The organism is Dyadobacter bucti, assembly GCF_005869225.1.
Classification (GTDB): domain Bacteria; phylum Bacteroidota; class Bacteroidia; order Cytophagales; family Spirosomataceae; genus Dyadobacter; species Dyadobacter bucti.
On sequence record NZ_SWFP01000001.1, the window covers coordinates 222,182 to 241,146 of the forward strand.

Annotated in this window: 14 protein-coding genes; 7 read left to right on the plus strand and 7 right to left on the minus strand. The window is 47.9% G+C overall.

Annotation, left to right across the window (positions count from 1 at the left end):
* Positions 1-16: 16 nt before the first annotated feature.
* Entirely contained in the window at positions 17-1,732 is a 1,716-nt protein-coding gene (locus FBF61_RS00925; protein WP_138475287.1) for a GMC oxidoreductase, read from the plus strand.
* A gap of 48 nt (positions 1,733-1,780) precedes the next feature.
* Positions 1,781-1,972, plus strand: coding sequence for a hypothetical protein (locus FBF61_RS00930; RefSeq protein WP_138475289.1), 192 nt, complete (start codon positions 1,781-1,783; stop codon positions 1,970-1,972).
* A 9-nt stretch (positions 1,973-1,981) separates the two neighbouring features.
* Here the strand turns inward: FBF61_RS00930 and FBF61_RS00935 are convergent, their stop codons facing one another.
* Positions 1,982-2,185, minus strand: coding sequence for a KTSC domain-containing protein (locus tag FBF61_RS00935; RefSeq protein WP_138475291.1), 204 nt, complete (start codon positions 2,183-2,185; stop codon positions 1,982-1,984).
* Between the two features lie 135 nt (positions 2,186-2,320).
* Between FBF61_RS00935 and FBF61_RS00940 the strand changes: the two genes are divergently transcribed.
* The 3 genes from FBF61_RS00940 (at position 2,321) to FBF61_RS00950 (ending at position 6,423) form a co-directional block, all read left to right on the plus strand.
* A complete protein-coding gene (locus FBF61_RS00940; RefSeq protein WP_138475293.1) occupies positions 2,321-2,800 on the plus strand; it encodes a Dps family protein in 480 nt (159 codons plus the stop codon).
* Positions 2,801-3,460: 660 nt separating this feature from the next.
* Positions 3,461-4,786, plus strand: coding sequence for a cytochrome P450 (locus FBF61_RS00945; RefSeq protein WP_138475294.1), 1,326 nt, complete (start codon positions 3,461-3,463; stop codon positions 4,784-4,786).
* 23 nt (positions 4,787-4,809) lie between these two features.
* Entirely contained in the window at positions 4,810-6,423 is a 1,614-nt protein-coding gene (locus FBF61_RS00950) for a Na+/H+ antiporter (protein WP_138475295.1), read from the plus strand.
* Positions 6,424-6,437: 14 nt separating this feature from the next.
* On the opposite strand, the gene FBF61_RS00955 is transcribed toward FBF61_RS00950, so the two are convergent.
* From FBF61_RS00955 to FBF61_RS00970, 4 genes are all read right to left on the minus strand, one after another.
* Positions 6,438-7,391 (minus strand): bifunctional metallophosphatase/5'-nucleotidase, encoded by a 954-nt coding sequence (locus FBF61_RS00955; protein ID WP_138475296.1) that lies wholly within the window; start codon positions 7,389-7,391, stop codon positions 6,438-6,440.
* Positions 7,363-8,127: a 5'-nucleotidase C-terminal domain-containing protein gene (locus FBF61_RS00960; RefSeq protein WP_138475297.1), complete on the minus strand. Its 765-nt coding sequence runs from the start codon at positions 8,125-8,127 to the stop codon at positions 7,363-7,365. The genes FBF61_RS00955 and FBF61_RS00960 overlap by 29 nt, the downstream gene beginning before the upstream one ends.
* 82 nt (positions 8,128-8,209) lie before the next feature.
* A complete protein-coding gene (locus FBF61_RS00965) occupies positions 8,210-9,796 on the minus strand; it encodes a RagB/SusD family nutrient uptake outer membrane protein (protein WP_138475298.1) in 1,587 nt (528 codons plus the stop codon).
* An 11-nt stretch (positions 9,797-9,807) separates the two neighbouring features.
* Positions 9,808-13,389 (minus strand): SusC/RagA family TonB-linked outer membrane protein, encoded by a 3,582-nt coding sequence (locus FBF61_RS00970; protein WP_138475299.1) that lies wholly within the window; start codon positions 13,387-13,389, stop codon positions 9,808-9,810.
* A 291-nt stretch (positions 13,390-13,680) separates the two neighbouring features.
* Between FBF61_RS00970 and FBF61_RS00975 the strand changes: the two genes are divergently transcribed.
* A complete protein-coding gene (locus tag FBF61_RS00975) occupies positions 13,681-14,076 on the plus strand; it encodes a hypothetical protein (RefSeq protein ID WP_138475300.1) in 396 nt (131 codons plus the stop codon).
* A 75-nt stretch (positions 14,077-14,151) separates the two neighbouring features.
* On the opposite strand, the gene FBF61_RS00980 is transcribed toward FBF61_RS00975, so the two are convergent.
* Entirely contained in the window at positions 14,152-16,290 is a 2,139-nt protein-coding gene (locus tag FBF61_RS00980; protein ID WP_138475301.1) for a M43 family zinc metalloprotease, read from the minus strand.
* A gap of 220 nt (positions 16,291-16,510) precedes the next feature.
* Between FBF61_RS00980 and dinB the strand changes: the two genes are divergently transcribed.
* Complete coding sequence (dinB, locus tag FBF61_RS00985; RefSeq protein ID WP_138475302.1) at positions 16,511-17,617, plus strand: DNA polymerase IV; 1,107 nt, start codon at positions 16,511-16,513, stop codon at positions 17,615-17,617.
* A gap of 2 nt (positions 17,618-17,619) precedes the next feature.
* Here the strand turns inward: dinB and FBF61_RS00990 are convergent, their stop codons facing one another.
* Positions 17,620-18,819 carry a putative sensor domain DACNV-containing protein gene (locus FBF61_RS00990; protein ID WP_229214868.1) on the minus strand — a complete coding sequence of 400 codons (1,200 nt, stop codon included), beginning with the start codon at positions 18,817-18,819 and terminating at the stop codon, positions 17,620-17,622.
* Positions 18,820-18,965 lie beyond the last annotated feature (146 nt).

Below are 18,965 nucleotides of genomic sequence, written 5' to 3' on the forward strand. Positions count from 1 at the left end.
TGAACAAATTGAAAGAATGTCGCATTTTAATATAGATTCCGTCAAAAAAAGAACTTTTGATGCAATCGTGGTGGGGACCGGGATCAGCGGCGGATGGGCTGCAAAAGAGCTGACGGATAAGGGATTAAAAACATTGATCCTGGAACGCGGCCGGGATGTGAAGCATATTGTCGACTATCCCACCGCCAACATGCAACCTTGGGAGTTTGAGCACCGTGGCCAGCCTTCGCTGGAAATCCGGCAGCAAAATCCTATCGCCAGCAAACATTACATTTTCAAGGAGGACGCCATGCATTTCGTGGTCAAAGACGCCCAACACCCCTATGTACAAGACAAGCCTTTTGACTGGATGCGCGGGTACCAGGTAGGCGGAAGATCATTGCTATGGGCACGGCAAACGCAGCGGTGGTCGGACTATGATTTTGATGGCCCGGCACGCGACGGCTTCGGCGTGGACTGGCCTATCCGGTACGCAGATATCGCTCCCTGGTACAGTTACGTGGAAAAGTTTGCGGGAATTTCGGGAAACAAAGATGGTTTGCCTCAGCTTCCCGACGGCGAATTTCTCCCACCCCATGAAATGAGCTGCGTTGAAAAGCATTTCAGCCAGCAGACTGCCAAAAACTACAACAACACCCGCCCGATCATCATCGGGAGGGCTGCGCACATTACTGATCCGCAGCCGATACATACTGAACAGGGACGTGCCAAATGCCAACACCGGACTATGTGCCAGCGGGGTTGTCCGTTCGGCGGCTATTTCAGTACCAATTCGTCCACTTTGCCCTGGGCGGAAAAAACCGGGAACCTTACGTTGCAGCCCCATGCGGTTGTACATTCTGTGATTTTTGACGAAAAGAAAAACAAGGCGACCGGTGTGCGCGTAGTCGATGCGAATACGAAAGAAATGACTGAGTATTACGCAAAGATCATTTTCATCAATGCGTCGGCGATCAACTCCAACCTGATCCTGCTGAACTCCACTTCAAACCGCTTTCCAAACGGTCTGGGCAATGATAGCGGCACGTTAGGAAAATATATCGGTTTCCACAATTACCGCGGAAGAGTGAGCGCAGAGTATGACGGCTTCCACGATTCCACCACAGATGGCAGGCGGCCCAATGGCTCCTACATTCCGCGTTTCCGGAATGTTTTCAAGCAGGAGACCGACTTTCTCCGTGGATATGCGGCTTCATTTTCTGCATCCAAAATGGGAAACCCGATCAATGAGATCGGCGAATCGCTTAAAGAATCCCTTTTCGGCCCGGAAACCGCCGGATGGAGCATGGGCGCGCAGATGATGGGAGAAACCTTACCGAAAGAGACCAATTTTGTGCAGCTGGACAAACAACTGAAAGACGCCTGGGGAATTCCGCAACTGAGAATGCACGTCGATTTTGACGATAATGATAAAAAAATGATCCAGGATTTTTATACGGAGCTTTCGGAAATGCTGGACAAGGCGGGTTTTACAAATATTAAAACTTCGGATACAATGCGTAATCCGGGCAGTGAAAACCATGAAATGGGTGGTGTACGCATGGGTAAAGACCCAAAAACTTCGATGCTGAACAAATGGAACCAGCTGCACCACGTTCCCAATGTACTTGTGACCGACGGCGGATGCATGACCTCTACATCGACCCAAAATCCGTCGCTGACCTACATGGCGCTCACGGCAAGGGCAGTGGACCATGCTGTTGGTGAGATGAAAAAAGGTAACCTGAAATGATATCAATCGGAACTGCCTTATCTTTGGCCCTCGACTTTATAAAATTCAATGGCTAGTACACAGAAATTTTTCGACGGCACGCGCGTCAGGATCAAAGGCAGTTCACAGGTTTGGAAGATTTTGAGCCATGAGTCCATACAAAAAGGATCCATGGTCAAAATTACAGGTAAAGTAAAATGCAGGAATGAAGAAACGGGCGAAGTGAAGTTCTGCAATGAAAAAAACTGTGAAATAGCTTAAAACATCCTGCTAGCGAAGGCTGACTTTTTCAAACTCATAGTTTGTTTTGATATGCCTGTTCAGAAATGTCCCCTTGGAGCCCGAAGCCTTCATCGCTTCGTACACCTCCGGCGGGACATTTTTGTAATCATAAACCATGCCCGAAACATACACGATCCTCAACACCTCCGACTCCGGATCATACTGCATTTTTGATACGACAGATGATGGCATAAGGCAGTTCTTCTTTTTATGATTGTGATCAATTATTATGCCTAAAAACCTAGGGTGTAGAGCTGGAAACCTTGTTTCCTGGTATGATTTTGGTACCTTGTCCTTCAAATATACCATTAAAAAATATTTGCTATTATGGACGCAAAAGCAATCAGCCTCAAAGAAAAAGACGTAAAACCTGTTGTTGACCTTCTTAATGATTATCTGGCCAATTACCATATTCATTATCAAAAACTGAGAGGCTGCCACTGGAATATCAAAGGACAGAACTTTTTTACGCTGCACGTCAAATTCGAAGAATTATATACCAATGCCCAGTTGACCATAGATGAGATCGCTGAACGTGTACTGACCCTGGGCAAGCCGCCGCACAGCCGCTTTCAGGATTACATCAACGAATCGACTATCAAAGAAATAGATACCATCGGCCTGAAAGACCTTGATATGGTTGACGCCATCCTGGATGATATGTCAAAGCTGATCGAACTGGAGAGAAACCTGCTCGAAGCGACGGAAACGGCCGGCGACGACGGGTCCAATGATATGGTCAACCGGTTTATGCAGTTCAAAGAAAAAAATACCTGGATGCTGCGTTCTTTTGCAGGAAAAAAATAGATTAGTAAGAGCTGCCACGCATCCCGAAAATAAATTCACAGTGTTTGTGCGCTGTACCTTCCCACCCGGAGGTGCAGCGCATTTTTGTTTTTGTATTAAAAAACTCCTGGACACTCAGTAAAAGAATCCCGAAGGGATGTAATGATTCCAGAAAAACGATGTTGGACCCAGCGCTGTTAGCCCTGAAAGGGTGACATCCTGCAAACAATGCCACCCCGCGCGGGGTTTCCCGTCATATTGTTGTGTTCGTGTTACAATAATGTCAGCCCTTCGGGCTTGGATAGATCATTACACGCTGCCACGCATCCCCGAAAATAAAATCACAGTGTTTGTGCGCTGTACCTTTCCAACCGGAGGTGCAGCGCATTTTTCGTTTTTGTATTAAAAAACTCCTGGAAACTCAGTAACAGAATCCCGAAGGGATGTCATGATTCTAAAAAAACGATATTGAACCCAACGCGATTAACCCTGAAAGGGTGACATTCTGCAAACTATGCCACCCAGCGCGGGGTTTCCAGTCATATTGCTGTGTTCGTGTTACAATAATGTCAGCCCTTCGGGCTTTGATTCTCTCAATGCTAGTCCGCTATTTTCTTCGTTCGATTTCTATTTAAACGACCTTATGGTTTACTTGCATTAAATCTCACCATTTTCACGAACATGCGCGACATTCCTTCCTTCAAGATTGGAAAATTCAACCTGCTGAGTCCTTTCAAGTTTGCCGGGGATCCATTGCGGTTTTTGCATGAAGGGTTTGAAACCTGCGGTGATACTTTCAAACTGAAACTTTTCAGGGAATTCACGGTGAGCCGGGACCCGGCTTTTTTCAGACATGTTCTGCAGCAAAACAACAGGAATTACAAAAAAGGGAATTCATCGAAAATGCTGCGTCCTGTACTCGGCAACGGGCTGGTAACCAGTGACGGGGATTTTTGGTTGCGTCAGCGTCGGCTGGTTCAGCCGGCCTTCCATCGCGAAAGATTGCAGGAGTTGTTTTTGACAATGGGCCAATTGACCCGCCGGTTTCTGGATGAAATGGAGCAGTTCCGGGGCAAAAGTGCTGTCGATATTGATGCCAAAATGATGGGCATTACGTCCGATATCGCTCTCAAAACGCTGTTCGGAAATATGACCCATGAAGACAAAGCCCAAATATATCAGCAAGTCAGCAGGACGCAGAAATACCTTGTTACCCGTGTGCGCCGCCCCTATCGGATTCCGTTGATGGCTGTAAATGGTGAAAACCGGCGTTTTCAAACTGATCTGGCTTATTTTAACAAATTGGTTTTTGATTTTATACACCAAAGGCGAGTTTCTGGTGAGCAGCCCAACGATCTTTTACAGCTGCTTCTGGACAGTACCGACGAGCTGACCGGCGAACAAATGAACGATCAGCAGATCCGCGATGAAGCCATTACCATGTTCGCCGCAGGTCACGAAACTTCTGCGACCGGGCTAAGCTGGCTCTTGCTGGAACTGGCGAGCCAACCTGATATGGTATCAAAAATCCGGCGGGAAAGTGAGATTTTTGATACAGTCCCTTCGTTTGAGCACTTGATGCAAATGCCTTACACCCGGGAGGTTGTGGAAGAAGGGCTGCGGCTCTACCCGCCCGCCTGGACCATGACGCGGGAAGCCATCGACGAGGATGAGATTGAAGGTTTACGGGTGCCAAAAGGAATGTCTATGTTTTTATCCGTTTTTGAATTGCATCGTAATCCCAATATATGGGAGAATCCCCTGGCGTTTGACCCGGACAACTTCAGTCCCGAGAAAGCGAAAACGCGTACAAAATTCGGTTATCTGCCTTTTGGAGCTGGCCCCAGGGTATGCATCGGTCAGCAGTTCGCAATGATGGAGATGCAGCTGATACTGGCAGCTCTGCTGAAAAGGTTTACGTTCGAGGTTGACCCGGCGCATCATGTGAGGCTGCATCCGCAGATAGTACTAAAATCTAACAATGGCATCAAATTGTATATCAGATAATTACCAGTCCCGAAACATCCTTTATGCATCATTCTGTTATCCTGTATTTGTCTCTGATCATTGTTATTTTATTCCTGGTGATGCTCGCTCAGCGGATCAGGATCTCCTATCCTATCATCCTGGTGATCGGCGGTCTTGCGCTGAGCTTCGTCCCCGGTCTTCCTTCCGTTTCCATTGACCCTGAATTGATCTTCCTGATCTTTTTGCCTCCTCTTTTGTACGAGGCAGCCTGGCAGACATCCTGGAAAGACTTCTATAAATGGCGCAGGGTAATCGGGTCCTTCGCTTTTATCATTGTGATCCTTACATCCTGCGTAATCGCCTATGTGTCCAGCTCAATAATCCCCGGCTTTACCTTGCCACTGGGTTTTCTGCTCGGCGGTATTATCTCGCCGCCCGATGCCGTGGCAGCGACATCCATCCTCAAAGATGTGAAAGTACCCAAACGGCTGGTCACCATTCTTGAAGGCGAAAGTTTGCTCAATGATGCCTCCAGCCTTATTGTGTTCCGGTTTGCAGTCGCTGCCGTGACCACCGGCACATTTGCTTTTTCCGATGCCGTCGGTAGTTTTTTTCTGGTGATCACAATGGGTGTGGTTACCGGGCTCGCCATTGCACTGATCTTTTATGCAATTCATCGCTGGTTTCCCACTACACCAAGTATTGACACCATTCTTACTTTGGTTGCTCCGTATACTATGTACATCGCGGCAGAACAATTTCATTTTTCGGGTGTGATAGCCGTAGTGACCGGCGGACTTTTTCTCTCCTACCATAGACAAAATATCCTCAGCCACCTTAGCAGGATACAGGGTGTAAATGTCTGGGCGACGGTCGGTTTTGTTTTTAACGGACTGGTTTTCATGCTGATCGGGCTGGAACTGCCGGTTATCGTCGACCAGCTGGGCGACAATTCACTATTTGACGCAATCAAATACGGTCTGATCATCTCACTGGTGGTTATTGTGACGAGGATCGCGAGTACACTGGGCGCGTCCCTTTTTACAGTGGTGATCAGCAACGTAATTACCACGGCCGACAGTCGTCCGGGTTGGCGGATGCCACTGGTATTTGGGTGGACGGGCATGCGGGGTGTGGTCTCCCTGGCGTCGGCGTTATCCATTCCGCTCATGCTGGACAATGGCCAGGCATTTCCGCAGCGCAATCTTATCCTGTTCATCACATTTGTGGTCATACTCGTCACCCTTGTTTTTCAGGGGCTTACCTTACCAATGGTGATCAAATGGATGAAGCTTGCAGAAAGGGATTACACTGTTTCTCACCCGGAACAGGACGTCATGATCCGCCGGAAACTCGCGGATGAATCATTGAAGCTGATTGATACAAAATATAAAGATGAAGTATCCAGAAACGAACTGCTGCAAAGTCTGAAGTTCAAGCTGGAAAGTGATATCGGTTTCCTAAATCACGTTCAGGAACCGGACATTGTCGATTCAGGTGTAAAGTATGTTGAAAAATATCAGGCTATAACCAAAGAAATGCTCGACAACAAGCGGGCCTTGCTGCACAAATTCAATAAAAAGGAAATGTTTGATGAAGAGCTGATCCGCACGCATCTGGCTCTGCTGGATCTGGAAGAGGAAAAAATCCGGCAGCAATTTTTACATTACGAATAAAAAGAAAATACCCTTTACCCCAGTCCGGAACTATGAACCGGATATACTGCGGCGCTCATTTTCTTGTCCGGCGATCCTTTTTCAAAGAAAAAATCAAGGCGCCCCAGGTTAATGCCCGCAAAACCAACCTGATTCACGACGGTTACTTTACCATCGAGGTTCATGATATTTTCTGGAAGTTTCATAAACGTGTGGGTATGCCCGCCGATGATCAGATCAATATGCCTTGTGGATTGGGCAAGTACAACGTCCGAAACCTTGTTTTCGCGATATTTGTAACCCAGGTGGGAAAGGCAGACCACCAGATCGCAATGGTGTTCGTTTTTTAATAAAACAGCCATTTCGTTGGCCTTGGATACAGGATCGAGATAAACTGTGTCTCCATAATTTTTCTTATTGACCAGTCCGTCCAGCTCAATTCCCAGCCCGAAAACGCCTACTTTGATCCCCTGTTTTTTAAAAATCTTATAAGGCTGCGTTTTGCCTTTTAATTCAGTATTATTAAAATCGTAATTGGCAATGAGAAAAGGGAAATTTGCATGGGGCATTTGTCTTAGAAAACCTGCGACACCATTGTCAAAATCATGGTTGCCCAGCGTTCCGGCGTCATAGCCCATATCGCTCATGAGCCTCATTTCCACTTCTCCTCCGTATAAATTAAAATAGGGAGTTCCCTGAAAAATATCCCCTGCATCAAACAAAAGCACATTTGGTTGCTCTGCCCTGATCTTTTTGATCAATGCGGCCCGCCTGGCAACACCGCCCATACCCTGGTTCCGGGAACCGTCCATCGGAAAAGGCTCGACGCGGCTGTGTACGTCATTGGTACGTAAAATCGTCAGCTGAACGACAGAATCCCCCGCGAAAGCCGAAAACGGTGTAGTACTCCATGCAAAAGCCGCCGCCGCTCCGGCGCCGCGTTTAAGAAAACCTCTGCGGTCAGTCTTTAACAATGACAATTCTTCCATCGAGCTGAGCAGTTATTTTTTTACCCTGACTGGTCAGGTCGTTAATATTTTCAAGAATAGCTTCCCTCACTTTTATTCCCACATCCCTTCTTTCAATAGGATTGCTAAGGAAGCTTAATTCATCTCCCCCATCTGCGAGGTAGTCGTAGGTCAGCAAATTGTAGGTTTTTTGGCTATCGAACGGCTCGCCTGCAATAGTCACTTCATAAGCCTTGTTATCTCTGATTTTCATCCTGATCCCGGATACAGGCTGTCCGTTTTTCAGCGCAATGAAATCAATTAGTTTCTGTACATTTTCACCTGACAATTTCAATATAACCACCTCATTTTCAAAAGGCATCAGTTCGAAAACGTTGGAAACCGTAATATTTCCTTTTGGAAATGTCGTACGCAAACCTCCTTTGGTTGCTAATGTAAACTGGGCTGCCGGTTCTTTCTTACGGCCTTCTGTCAACATGGCGTCGGCAAAGTAATTGCCCATCAGCGTTTCAGGTTCGGACGGTTTGGTCAGAGCCTCTTCGGTCTGCCCGATCACCCGGCTCATTTCAGCCTCCATTTTCTGTTTATAGGGAAGATAAAACCGGATAGCGGAAGAATCCTGTTCCGTTCCCGCGTCAATACCATATTGGGTGTATTCGCTTTTCGTAACAGACAGGCGGCGGTTGCAGGAAGACAAAAATGCCGTTGCGAAGATAAGGGCCAGAGCAGCTTTTCTGTACTTCCAGGAAGCTTCCATAAAACTATTTGTTGAGGCAACAAAAGTAGCATGGAATTACAGACTTGCCAAGCCGGAGAGGCCTGGCAAGTCAAAAGATAATCTACCAGCCTTCGTTCTGGCTCAGGTTGGGATTGGCGTCAATCTGGGATTGAGGTACCGGATACAGTTCGAGCTTGGGCGTATAGGGCAGCACCACATTGTCCACAATCTGATCATCCGACATGGCTGCTATTTCCTCAGAAAGCGTTCCCCACCTGCGTATATCGAAAACGGTGGTCATTTCGCCTGTAAGTTCCAGCCGCCTTTCTTTACGTATAGCAGCACGAAGATCCGCCACGGTAGCCGCTTTGGAAGCAGTAGCCTTGGCCCTGGCGCGTACGCGGTTCAGAAGCGGCAGCGCTTCGGCTGTTTTTCCGGTTTCTACCAATGCTTCGGCAAGGCTCAACAGTACATCGGGAAATCGCATTTCGATTAAATCCGAACTATAACCCTGAATAGCCGCACCGGCAGGCCGTGCTACCCTGGCCAGTTTTCCGTAAGCGATCCCATATTTAAAATCATCATGTCCAAGAGAAGCATTGGTTCTTTTATTAATGTAATTTCCCAGTGTCGGATTATATATGATGCTGTCGCCCGGTTCCGCACCGGCTCGCGCACCACCCTGAAAAACATATTTTTCCACCAATGTGAAACCCCTCCTTACATCGGTTTTTTCAAACAGTTTGTAAAAATCATAGGTCAGGCCGTAATTGGTTTGTTCGTCCCCATTCACCAGCCCGGAAGGAAAGAGGTTGAAAGGAAGGATATTTCCGTTGGGATTGGAAGAGTTGACAAAATACCCGAACGAAAGCACGATTTCCCTGTTTCGCTCATTGGTCAATGACCATACATCCGAAAATACCGGCAGGAGCTCAAAATCGTACTTTTCTTCGTTCACCGGCCCGACCAGTTCGCTTAACTTATCCACCGCTTTCTGGTAGTTCGCAGTCAGGCTCAGAGGCTTGCCCGCCATGGTGAGATATACTTTTCCAAGCATCGCTTTGGCGGTACCGGCAGACACACGTCCCAGTTCCGCCCCGCCCCTGGAATCGGGAAGGTTGGCCTCTGCGAACGTCAGGTCGGCTATAATGGCTTCATAGACGGCCAGCGGCAGCGATCTTGGTGCGAAAATAAGCCCCGTATCATCCAGCGACTTGATCTCGTCCAGCAAAAGCGGCACCTCACCAAACAGGCGAACCAGATTGAAGTACGCATAAGCTCTTAGAAAACGTGCTTCTGCGATGTATGGATCTGCCTCTTCCTCCTCGCCCGGCACAGCCATCTTTGCGTTCGCAATTACCGTATTAGCCCTCAAAATAATTTTATAAAACCGCGCCCACACCGAAGCAAAAGCGCCGGAAGTAGCCACGTGGCCAAACCGGTAATACGGATCAGAGCCAGACCCCAATATTCCTGCCGTCGCATACCTGTGCCCCGATTCGGTCAGGATAAACCGGTTGGTAATATCTGAAAAATCCGGTGCTGTCCAGGCATGGTATACACCGATAGTGGCCTGGTTAAGGCCGTCCTCGTCTTTGAAAACAACCTCCTTGCTCAGGGACGAATACGGCGATTCTTCCAGGTTGTCTTTGCAAGCAACAATACTCAGCATCAGGAGCACTGCGATTGCCGTTATTTGGTATCTCATATTTTTGCGGATTAAAAATTGCAGGAAAAACCGATGGTATACGAACGCTGGGTCGGATAAGCTCCGTAATCAATCCCCTGTTGCAGAAGCGATTGCGCATAAGAGCTTACTTCGGGATCAAATCCTGTGTATTTCGTCAGTGTCCAGAGATTCGTACCGGTCACGAAGAGTCGCGGGTTCTGGATCGGGCCGAGTTTTGGAAAAGTATAGGACAAGCTCAGCATTTTCAACCTTACAAAACTGCCGTCTTCCAGCATCGTCGAGTTAATATCACCGGAAGCAATGCCTCTCTGAATTCCCGGGTATTTCGGATTGTTGTGAACATTCGACTCTGTATACCGTTTATTGAACCATTCTTCCGACTGGTTAAATCCTACGCCGCCGTAATCCACCACGCCGTTGTTGATGTAGAAGCTGGTAAGGTTCAGTACATCATTACCGACGGATCCTGTAAAAAGTGCATTGACCGCAAAATTCCGCCAGGTAAGGTCATTGCTCCACCCAAACGTAAAATCAGGGGTCGATTTGCCCAGTACCACGCGGTCGTTATCATTGATAATGTTATCCCCGTTGACGTCCTCATAAATCCAGGAACCATAAACCGGCGTTCCCTTGGAACCCGGCGGGCGCGGCCCTTCGAAGGTCGCGAATGTCGGGTTTCCGTCCGTGTCAAAGTCGGTAGTCTGCGTCAGGCCGGCCACCCGGTACCCGAAAAACCGACCTACTTCCTGCCCTGGTGTGAGAATACCCGACACGCCGCCAAGCAGGTTCCCGTTGATCGTCACATAATCCGACTGCGTTCTTTCGCCCAGGTCGACAAGCGTGTTCAGGTTCCTTGAAACATTGATCCGGGATGAAAAAGTCACGTTTTTCTTTTGTATGATGTTCCCCTGAATACTCAGCTCAACACCCCGGTTTCGCATTGTACCATAGTTGTCTATGATAGTGCCGACACCTGCCTGGGTAGGAACCTGACGCGGCTGAAGAAGATCGGATGTTAATTTGTCATAATAATCAAAACTGATGATCAGACGGTCTTTGGCGGTATTGAAATCAGCACCCGCATTGAACTGGCGTGTCCGTTCCCATGAAAGATTCGGATTGGCAATGGTATTGGGATAAATGCCGGTTGAAATAACACCGTTTCCACCCGGCCCCATTTCATAAAAGCCACTGCTGTATTGCGATAGTGACGAATAGGGTCCGATTGATTGGTTTCCGGTTTCACCATAAGATGCCCGTAGCTTGGTATTGGAAATGAACTTCACACCTTTCATGAATTCTTCCTCTTCCAGGTTCCAGGCAAGAGCTACCGAAGGGAATATCCCGTATTTTTTATTCGCAGCAAAAGCTGAAGCTCCATCCATACGAACCGAAGTATTCAGCACATACCGTCCTTTAAAAGAATAATTAGCGCGCAGAAAACCCGACTGAAGTATTCGTTTTTCCTTGAATGATCCAATTGCCTGCGACTGCCCGCTGCCAATGTTATCCACCCCAAAAAACGGCACATCAAAACCGGAATAATTGGTGTTGACGAATTCAACAGACTGGTCGTTATATTCCACACCCAAAGTTGTATTCAGATAGTGGTTTTTCCTGAATGTCTTTTCATACTGGAAATAGGCGTTGACATTATAGCTGTAGGTATTGGACGTATTGTTGCTGCCACGGCCTTTCACCGGATTCCCCTCTGCTGTGGATGGCGGCAAAAATACCTTTCTGCGGGTCAGATTCTGGTTTCCGCCCAAACTGATCACCAGCTGCAACCCATCCACGATCCTGAAATAATTCTCGATATTGATAATCGAATAATCATTTTGTGTCACGTCGGTTTTGGCCATCAGCTCATTGTAAGGGTTCGAGAAATAATAACCCTGATAATTGGGAATCCCGAGGCTGTTGTTGCCCAGGTAATCAATCGGCAGCGTAGGCGCGGCACGGAGACCGTCCATCAGCCCGCCCGAGCTCGGCCATGCCCGCGAAGCCGTTACCGCCCGATTGGATTTCTGCCTGGTCAGCGCAAGCTGTCCTTTAACAGTATACCAATCGTTGATTTCGTTATTAAGATTAACCCTGATACTCCCGCGATTGTTATTTGAATTGATGATGGTCCCCTTCTCGCTCAGGTAGTTGCCGGATATATAATAAGAAGACTTTGGGCTTCCGCCGGAAAGACTGAGCGTGATATCCTCCCGAAAACTCTGCTGCGTAATGGCGTCCACCCAATCTGTGTTGGTCAATGTGCTGTCGAGGTTCTCGAACGGGGGCTGCCTGTCGGTAAGTGTATAACTCTCGTTGATAACCTGCGCATACTGTCGGGAGTTCATCATCCGGATCGGATTGGAAACTGTTCCAATCGAGGTTTTGTTCACCAGCTCTACCCTGCCGGTTCCTCTTTTCCCTGCTTTGGTTGTGATCAGAACGACACCGTTTGCTCCCCGCGAACCGTAGATCGCAGTGGCCGAAGCGTCCTTCAAAATCTCCATGCTCTCGATATCATTGGGATTGATCCCGTAAAGGCCGTTTTGAGAATATGCACCAGAAAAGTTAGCCCCAGCCTCCCGGTATGCGGGCATAGGGAAGCCATCGATCACATACAAAGGCTCATTGTTCCCGCTCAGTGAGTTATTCCCCCTGATACGTACCACCGAGGCCGCCCCGGGCTCCCCGGATGTTTCAACCACCTGTACTCCAGTGGTCCGGCCTTGCAGTGCCTGATCTACGGTATTGATCACAGCCGACTTATACTCGGTGGCTGAAACCCTTGAAGTTGAGCTCGCCAAGTCCTTTTTACTCTGAGCGCCATATCCTACCACGACGACTTCCTTCAAAGCCTTGGTTTCAGGAACAAGCTGTACATTGAATTGCGACTGCCGCCGTACCGGCACCTCACGGGTAGTAAAACCTACAAAACTGTACACCAGGATACCTCCCTGGGCAGGAACTTTCATTTCAAAGGTACCGTCCGTATTTGTAACAGCCTGTATTTTAGTGTTTTTTACCAAAACAGATACACCAGGCATACCGGTACCGTTTTCATCTACTACGACACCCTTTACTGATCTTGCTCCGGGGCCTGGATCTGCTGTGGCATTGGCTCCGGTCGCTACATTTGCGGAATCGGTAACAGTCTGCTGCGCCGCCTGCCCGGGAACTGTGTTGTTCGCGCCGTTCGCCGGTACGCTGAGACTGTCAGGGCTGGTAACTGTGCTATCCGGCCTGGCAACATTACCCGGCGCAGTTGCATTGGGTTTGCTTAAAGTATCTATTTGATTACTGGGTTTTACGAGGGGGTCAAAGGTCTGCGTTGGTTTGGCAGGAGCTGCTGTTGCAGGAGTTGCGGTGTCAGCGGGAGGAGTAGCAGGTGACTTGGGAAGTGTGTCGGCAGCTGGCTGTTTGTTTGAAGAATCAGGCTTGATGACCGGCAACGCTTCCTGACCGGGGCTTTGAGTGGAATCTGGTTTTACATTCTGGGCATAAACACCGGGATATACACCGGCATGAATAAGCATCAGGAACAAACCACTCTTCAGCAATATGAGCAGGCCAGTGTGCGGCCTATACTCACTTGTTGGTTGAGTTTTATGCATATAACTTCTTGGCTAGGTGACAGGACCATGTCCTTTATAAAAGTTTAGTTTTTGAGCCAATAAAAAATCATACCTCACTTTACCCGGTAACCCTCAGACCTATATGTATGGCCTGTTACCTGATCTAAAAAAATATCAGCCTGTGGATTTGCTTATTTTACAAAAATTGATGAAACAGAAGTCATTATTTTTGGAAACAATGCGGTTACGATTACATTTGTCAAAATGCCCAGTATCTCCGGGGATTGAAACGTACCCAGTTAATCAGGAGAAAAAGAAACTAATACCACCATGAGCCAGGAACAACTGCTGACCGCCGACTATATTGATTCTCAGATAGGAAACGTCATTGAATATTATATCCGCTGGGACTTTGAAGAAGATCCGTTTTTCGGGAAAGCCAGGATCAAGGGTCTTGTCGACGATGATTTTGGTAAACTAAAAATCATCTGTGATGTCATAGAAGGAAGCGATCTGGAACTCGCTTATGAAGAAGAAGAAGTTTTCATGTTTTCCGACAACCACCCGATTTATTCAGGCACGCTGCCAGAGATCTATTCTGCCAACTGGGTAAGCACCGACGGCAAGAAAAAGAAACAGATATTCATTTCACCTCCTAATGAAAACGCAAGGGAATTTGCTGCTTCTCAAACCAACAGCAAAGTGATCGTGAAAAGAATTCATTGATATTGATAAAAATATGGGCCGGCCCTAAAGTAAACACCTCCGGACCGGCTCATTTGCAAGCACTTACCTCCTCATCTAGTTCTTCACGATTTTCTTGGTAAGTACCCTGTCTGCAAATTCCGCCTTGATAATGTAAAGCCCGGCGGCATGATATGTGAGATCGAAATCATACATATTTGTACCGACCTCGCCTCCTGTGACCTTTTCAGCTACTTTCTGCCCGCGTACATTGTAAACCGAAACAGATTTCAAGCCGTCGGGATGCGGGTAAAACTGCACCGATATCATTCCGCTCGTCGGGTTGGGCGTGACCAGAAAACCTGCCTCTTTCAGATTCGGGTTGATAGTTACCGTCCTGATATTGATGTCATCCAGGAAAATATCATTTTCATTTCCGTTGGTATTTCTGAATGCGACAAGTACTTCGCCCTGGCCGATAAAATTACTGATGTTGATTTCCTCCCGCCGCCATTCGTTAAGAGCGGGTACAAACGAAATGCGGGTTGCCGGAGCCCTTGTTACCAGTGATGCGCCCCATTTTTTATACACGCTGGTGTATGTCTCCCCACAATCCGTACTGATCATCACCTGCAGTGTATCCCAAACGTTACCTTGTACAGACGTGTTATTATAAGCCGCCGCAGCTAACTGGAAAGAAACAAATGCCGAATCCGCCCCTGCGATTGTCACGGTGGGTGTTCTCAGATCATCGTGCTGGCCAAGCGACTGATTGCCATAATTAGAAATCTTTACTGATGAAGCGCCGGATTTAGAGGCCTGAGAGGTTTTCTCCCAGGTATTTCCCCTGTCCTCATTCACGATATCCCAGCCCAGCGGAAGAAACAGACTTTCAAAACCTTCGGAAACCGGCGCCGCAAACGGTTCATAATAGATGAAAGCGAGGTTTACTGCATCATTGGTAATATCCTCGTCGGCTGCTCCGTTGGGGTTGCTGGTGTAGACACTTAATACATGATTCCCCTCGGTAGTGGTCATCGAAGGCAATGTTACCACGGTTTCCGCATAGGTGGCCAGCGAACCTGTCCAGTTGTAATCCCTTACTGTGCCGTCGTCAATGACAGCATGAATAACTACGGATGTGAGCGTTTCAATGCCTTTATTGACCAAAGTAAACTGCGGCACAATGGTATTGGTACAAATCCGCTGTTCCGGCTGGCTGATCGTTTTCAGGGAAGCATCCTTATTTTTCAGATCGACCGGGGTACACGCATTGGAAAGGCTCAATGAAGATCGGTAGGTATCAAAGGCCGCGTGCATTCGCTCCACCTGCAAAGCCGTGAACATAAAAAGACATGCGTCCGGAGTGTAATCCATGTAATTCTGATACATAATCCCTGGTGAAGCAGGCGAACAATTATCAGTTACTATTCCTGTCCTGCATGAAGTAGTGTTTCCGCTTTGATTGGGGGTATCCGCTACGCCATCAGATCCCGAACAGGAAGTGCCGTCATCGCCCCAGATATGGTACAGATTGAAATAGTGCCCGACTTCGTGTGTCAGCGTTTTTCCATAATTAAAACCAGCAGCACTTCCACCCGGTAAACTTGCATAATCCACAGCGACCCCCTGCTCGTCTTTGACCCCGTCGTCCGGGAAAGTAGCGTAACCCAGGGTACTGCCGGAGAGGTCGCAGATCCAGATATTAAGATATTTGTCAGAGTCCCAGGCATCTGCTCCGCCCGATTCAGCATGCTTTACAAGATTGCTGCTGAAATCAAACGACGACCGGTTGGTCTGATAGCGAACGATGCCCGTTGATGGAGCGTCTTGAGGTGTACGTTGCGCCAGGCAGAATTGTATGCCCGATTGCCCGTATACCGCCTGAAACGCGGCTGGAATCCTGCTGTTTTTTCCGTTCAGGCCTGCATAATCCTTATTAAGTGTATCAAGCTGTGCCATAATCTGCCTGTCCGATACCAGCGACTGGTTGCCGAGCACCACATGAAAAACAACCGGGATGGTTATCTGCGCATGGGTCCTGAGCGATTTCCCGGCCCGTGCTCTTTCCTCGATAATCTGCCTGAGCCGTGTTTCCCGCTGATCGAACATGATCTTCAGGGTTGGCTGTTCCGTAAACTTTTTATTAAGTAAATCCATCGTTCCGCACCGGTCCTGAGCAGAAAGACGGAGGGATAAAAAAACAGTGACCACGCAGGCCAGAACATATTTGACAGGAGGTAGAATATTCCGCATTATACCAATTTTGTGCAAGTTGATGGTTTCCCACAGTACGCTGTCGCAGGATTTACTAGCAACTACGAAAAAAGGGTACCATTTGATGCGAAGTCTTGCGTATTTAATTAATTTTTAATTGATTGAGAAATGCCTGGTAGCCCTTATGAACCTGATTGCCGATTTTAATTGTTTAGTTTCCTGCCGTACTATTTCGCCGGAAAGCCCGGAAAACCAGTTTATGCAACCAATAACCGTTTCACCCGTGCGCAAAATCATTCATATAGATATGGATGCTTTTTATGCATCCGTAGAGCAGCGCGACTTTCCCGAATACCGGGGAAAACCGCTCGCGGTGGGCGGATCTCCCACCGGCCGAGGCGTGGTAGCCACAGCGAGTTATGAGGCGAGGAAATTTGGCGTCAGATCGGCTATGTCTTCCCGGAAAGCCATGCAGCTTTGTCCGGAAATCATTTTTGTATTTCCCAGGTTCGAAGTCTATAAGGCTGTTTCAAGAAGCATCCGCGAGATTTTTTCAAGATATACAGATATCATTGAGCCGCTTTCATTGGACGAGGCTTTTTTGGATGTGACGGAGGATAAACAAAAGATCGGCTCTGCACTCGAAATTGCTACACAGATCAAAAATGCGATCAAAACGGAGCTAAACCTGACAGCTTCTGCCGGGGTATCAGTCAACAAATTTGTAGCGAAAATCGCATCAGATATCAACAAACCAAACGGGCTTACTTTTATCGGTCCTTCCAAAGTTGAATCGTTTATCAATGAACTGCCTGTCGAGAAATTTTACGGAGTTGGAAAAGTAACTGCCGATAAAATGAAAAACATGCAACTGTATACCGGCGCGGATTTAAGGAAATTATCCGAAAACGAGCTGGTGAAGCATTTTGGGAAAACAGGGCATTTCTTTTATAATATTGTCCGGGGTATCGACGAACGTGAAGTACAGGTACACCGTGAGACCAAGTCTCTGGGTGCTGAGGATACATTTATGTACGATCTGGAAAATATTGAAGAAATGCACAAGGAACTGGACAAAATTGGTCTGACAGTTTTTAACAAACTTCAGAAAAATCAGCTGAAAGGCCGCACAGTTACCCTGAAAATCAAATACAGTGATTTTACCCAGATCACACGTAATCATTCTTTTTCAAAACCTGTCGGTGACTTCGATACCATCACAGAGACAGCAAAACGACTGCTTGAAAAAGTCGACATGGAAGAAAAAACCGTGCGGCTCTTGGGCATTTCGCTGTCTAATTTCGGAGAACCGGAAACAAAAGCCAAAAAGCCAAGAAATCCCGAACAGCTCGAATTATTTCCCTGAGTTTACAGCAATAAGGCATCTACCCTGTGTGCCTGCACCTTTCCTTCACAAGGCGACCACGAAAAGATCGTAAACCTGCCATCCTGAGAAGCTACCAGCGCAATGGCATCGTGCTGGTCATGTACAAACTGGGCGGCAGCCAAATGCCGGGTCCCCCCGTTCTGCACCGGATGCACCACCATGCCTTTATTCCCGATGATCGGCTCGGTCACCAGCATTTCCTCCACCGGCGCACCGCCCGGCGCCCGTCCGATTTTGGCCCCAAACGCCAGCAGCTCATACTGATCGTTGATGATCGTTGCGCCATCCACTGCAGTGAGCCCCGCGAGGTTATGGATTGCCGACTGCAACTGGCCCTGCCACGTAATAGGGTTATGTTCGTCGACGTATTTCCGATGGAGTTCCGCCAGTTCCGAGAACGCCGGGTATACATTATAGGTAATGGGGTGAATGATAGATTCTCTCCATCGCTCCTTCCCGTCCGGCACTACCAGCAATATCCCGCCACGTTCGTGACTTCTCATAGATACTGCGAGCTGCACGAGCAGGTTAAGCGAATCGCTCCACAAAGAAGATGAGGTAAAGCCGATCATTGAATTGATCACCGAAGGACAGTCACGCACTTTTCCGCTTTCTTCGTCCACAACTTTTATCTGATCACCCTTAAGAACGGCTACGTTCACAAATTTGCCGAAACCATCCACCCTCCGGTGTTTGATCACCAGCATCCCCGGCTCAATCACCTCCAATACAAAACAAAGGCCGGGAATCACCCGGGTGGTACCCCAGATGCAGAGCTCATCCCCATACCTCCAGACGCCCAGGTGAATGCCTGAGCGTTCAACGGCAGGAGCCAGTTTGGTAAGGTTATTGGTTGTCAGCGCAAGTTTTTCCCCAAAAATGAGCGGATAAGAGGCATTTTCCGGAGAAAGGTAGGCGAGTGATATTTTCGGGGATCTTCCCTCCTCTCTTCTGAGGCTGGCCCAGAAGGTTGTATCTATGATCGTCTCTATGATTTTCGCATCGGGCAGAGGCGCAAGTTCCTGATCATAATGCTTGGCAACAGAAGCGTGGTGACGTTCGAAATGCTTCTGCACAAGCCCTGCCACCGCACGGGCAGCTTTGTAGGTAGTCACGGGAACAGTTTCGCCCGGTTCCAATGCAGTCATCCTTAATTTATCGCTCAGCACTTTTGGTAACATTAGATTTTCAAAGGTTCAATGCAATCTTTCGCTTAGGATTGATATACTAAAACTACCAACAAACACCGGCAATAAAAAGTTGGATAGTCCGTACCTTAATTTACCCGCATAAAAACATTCTGCACGGAAAAATTATAATCGGCTGA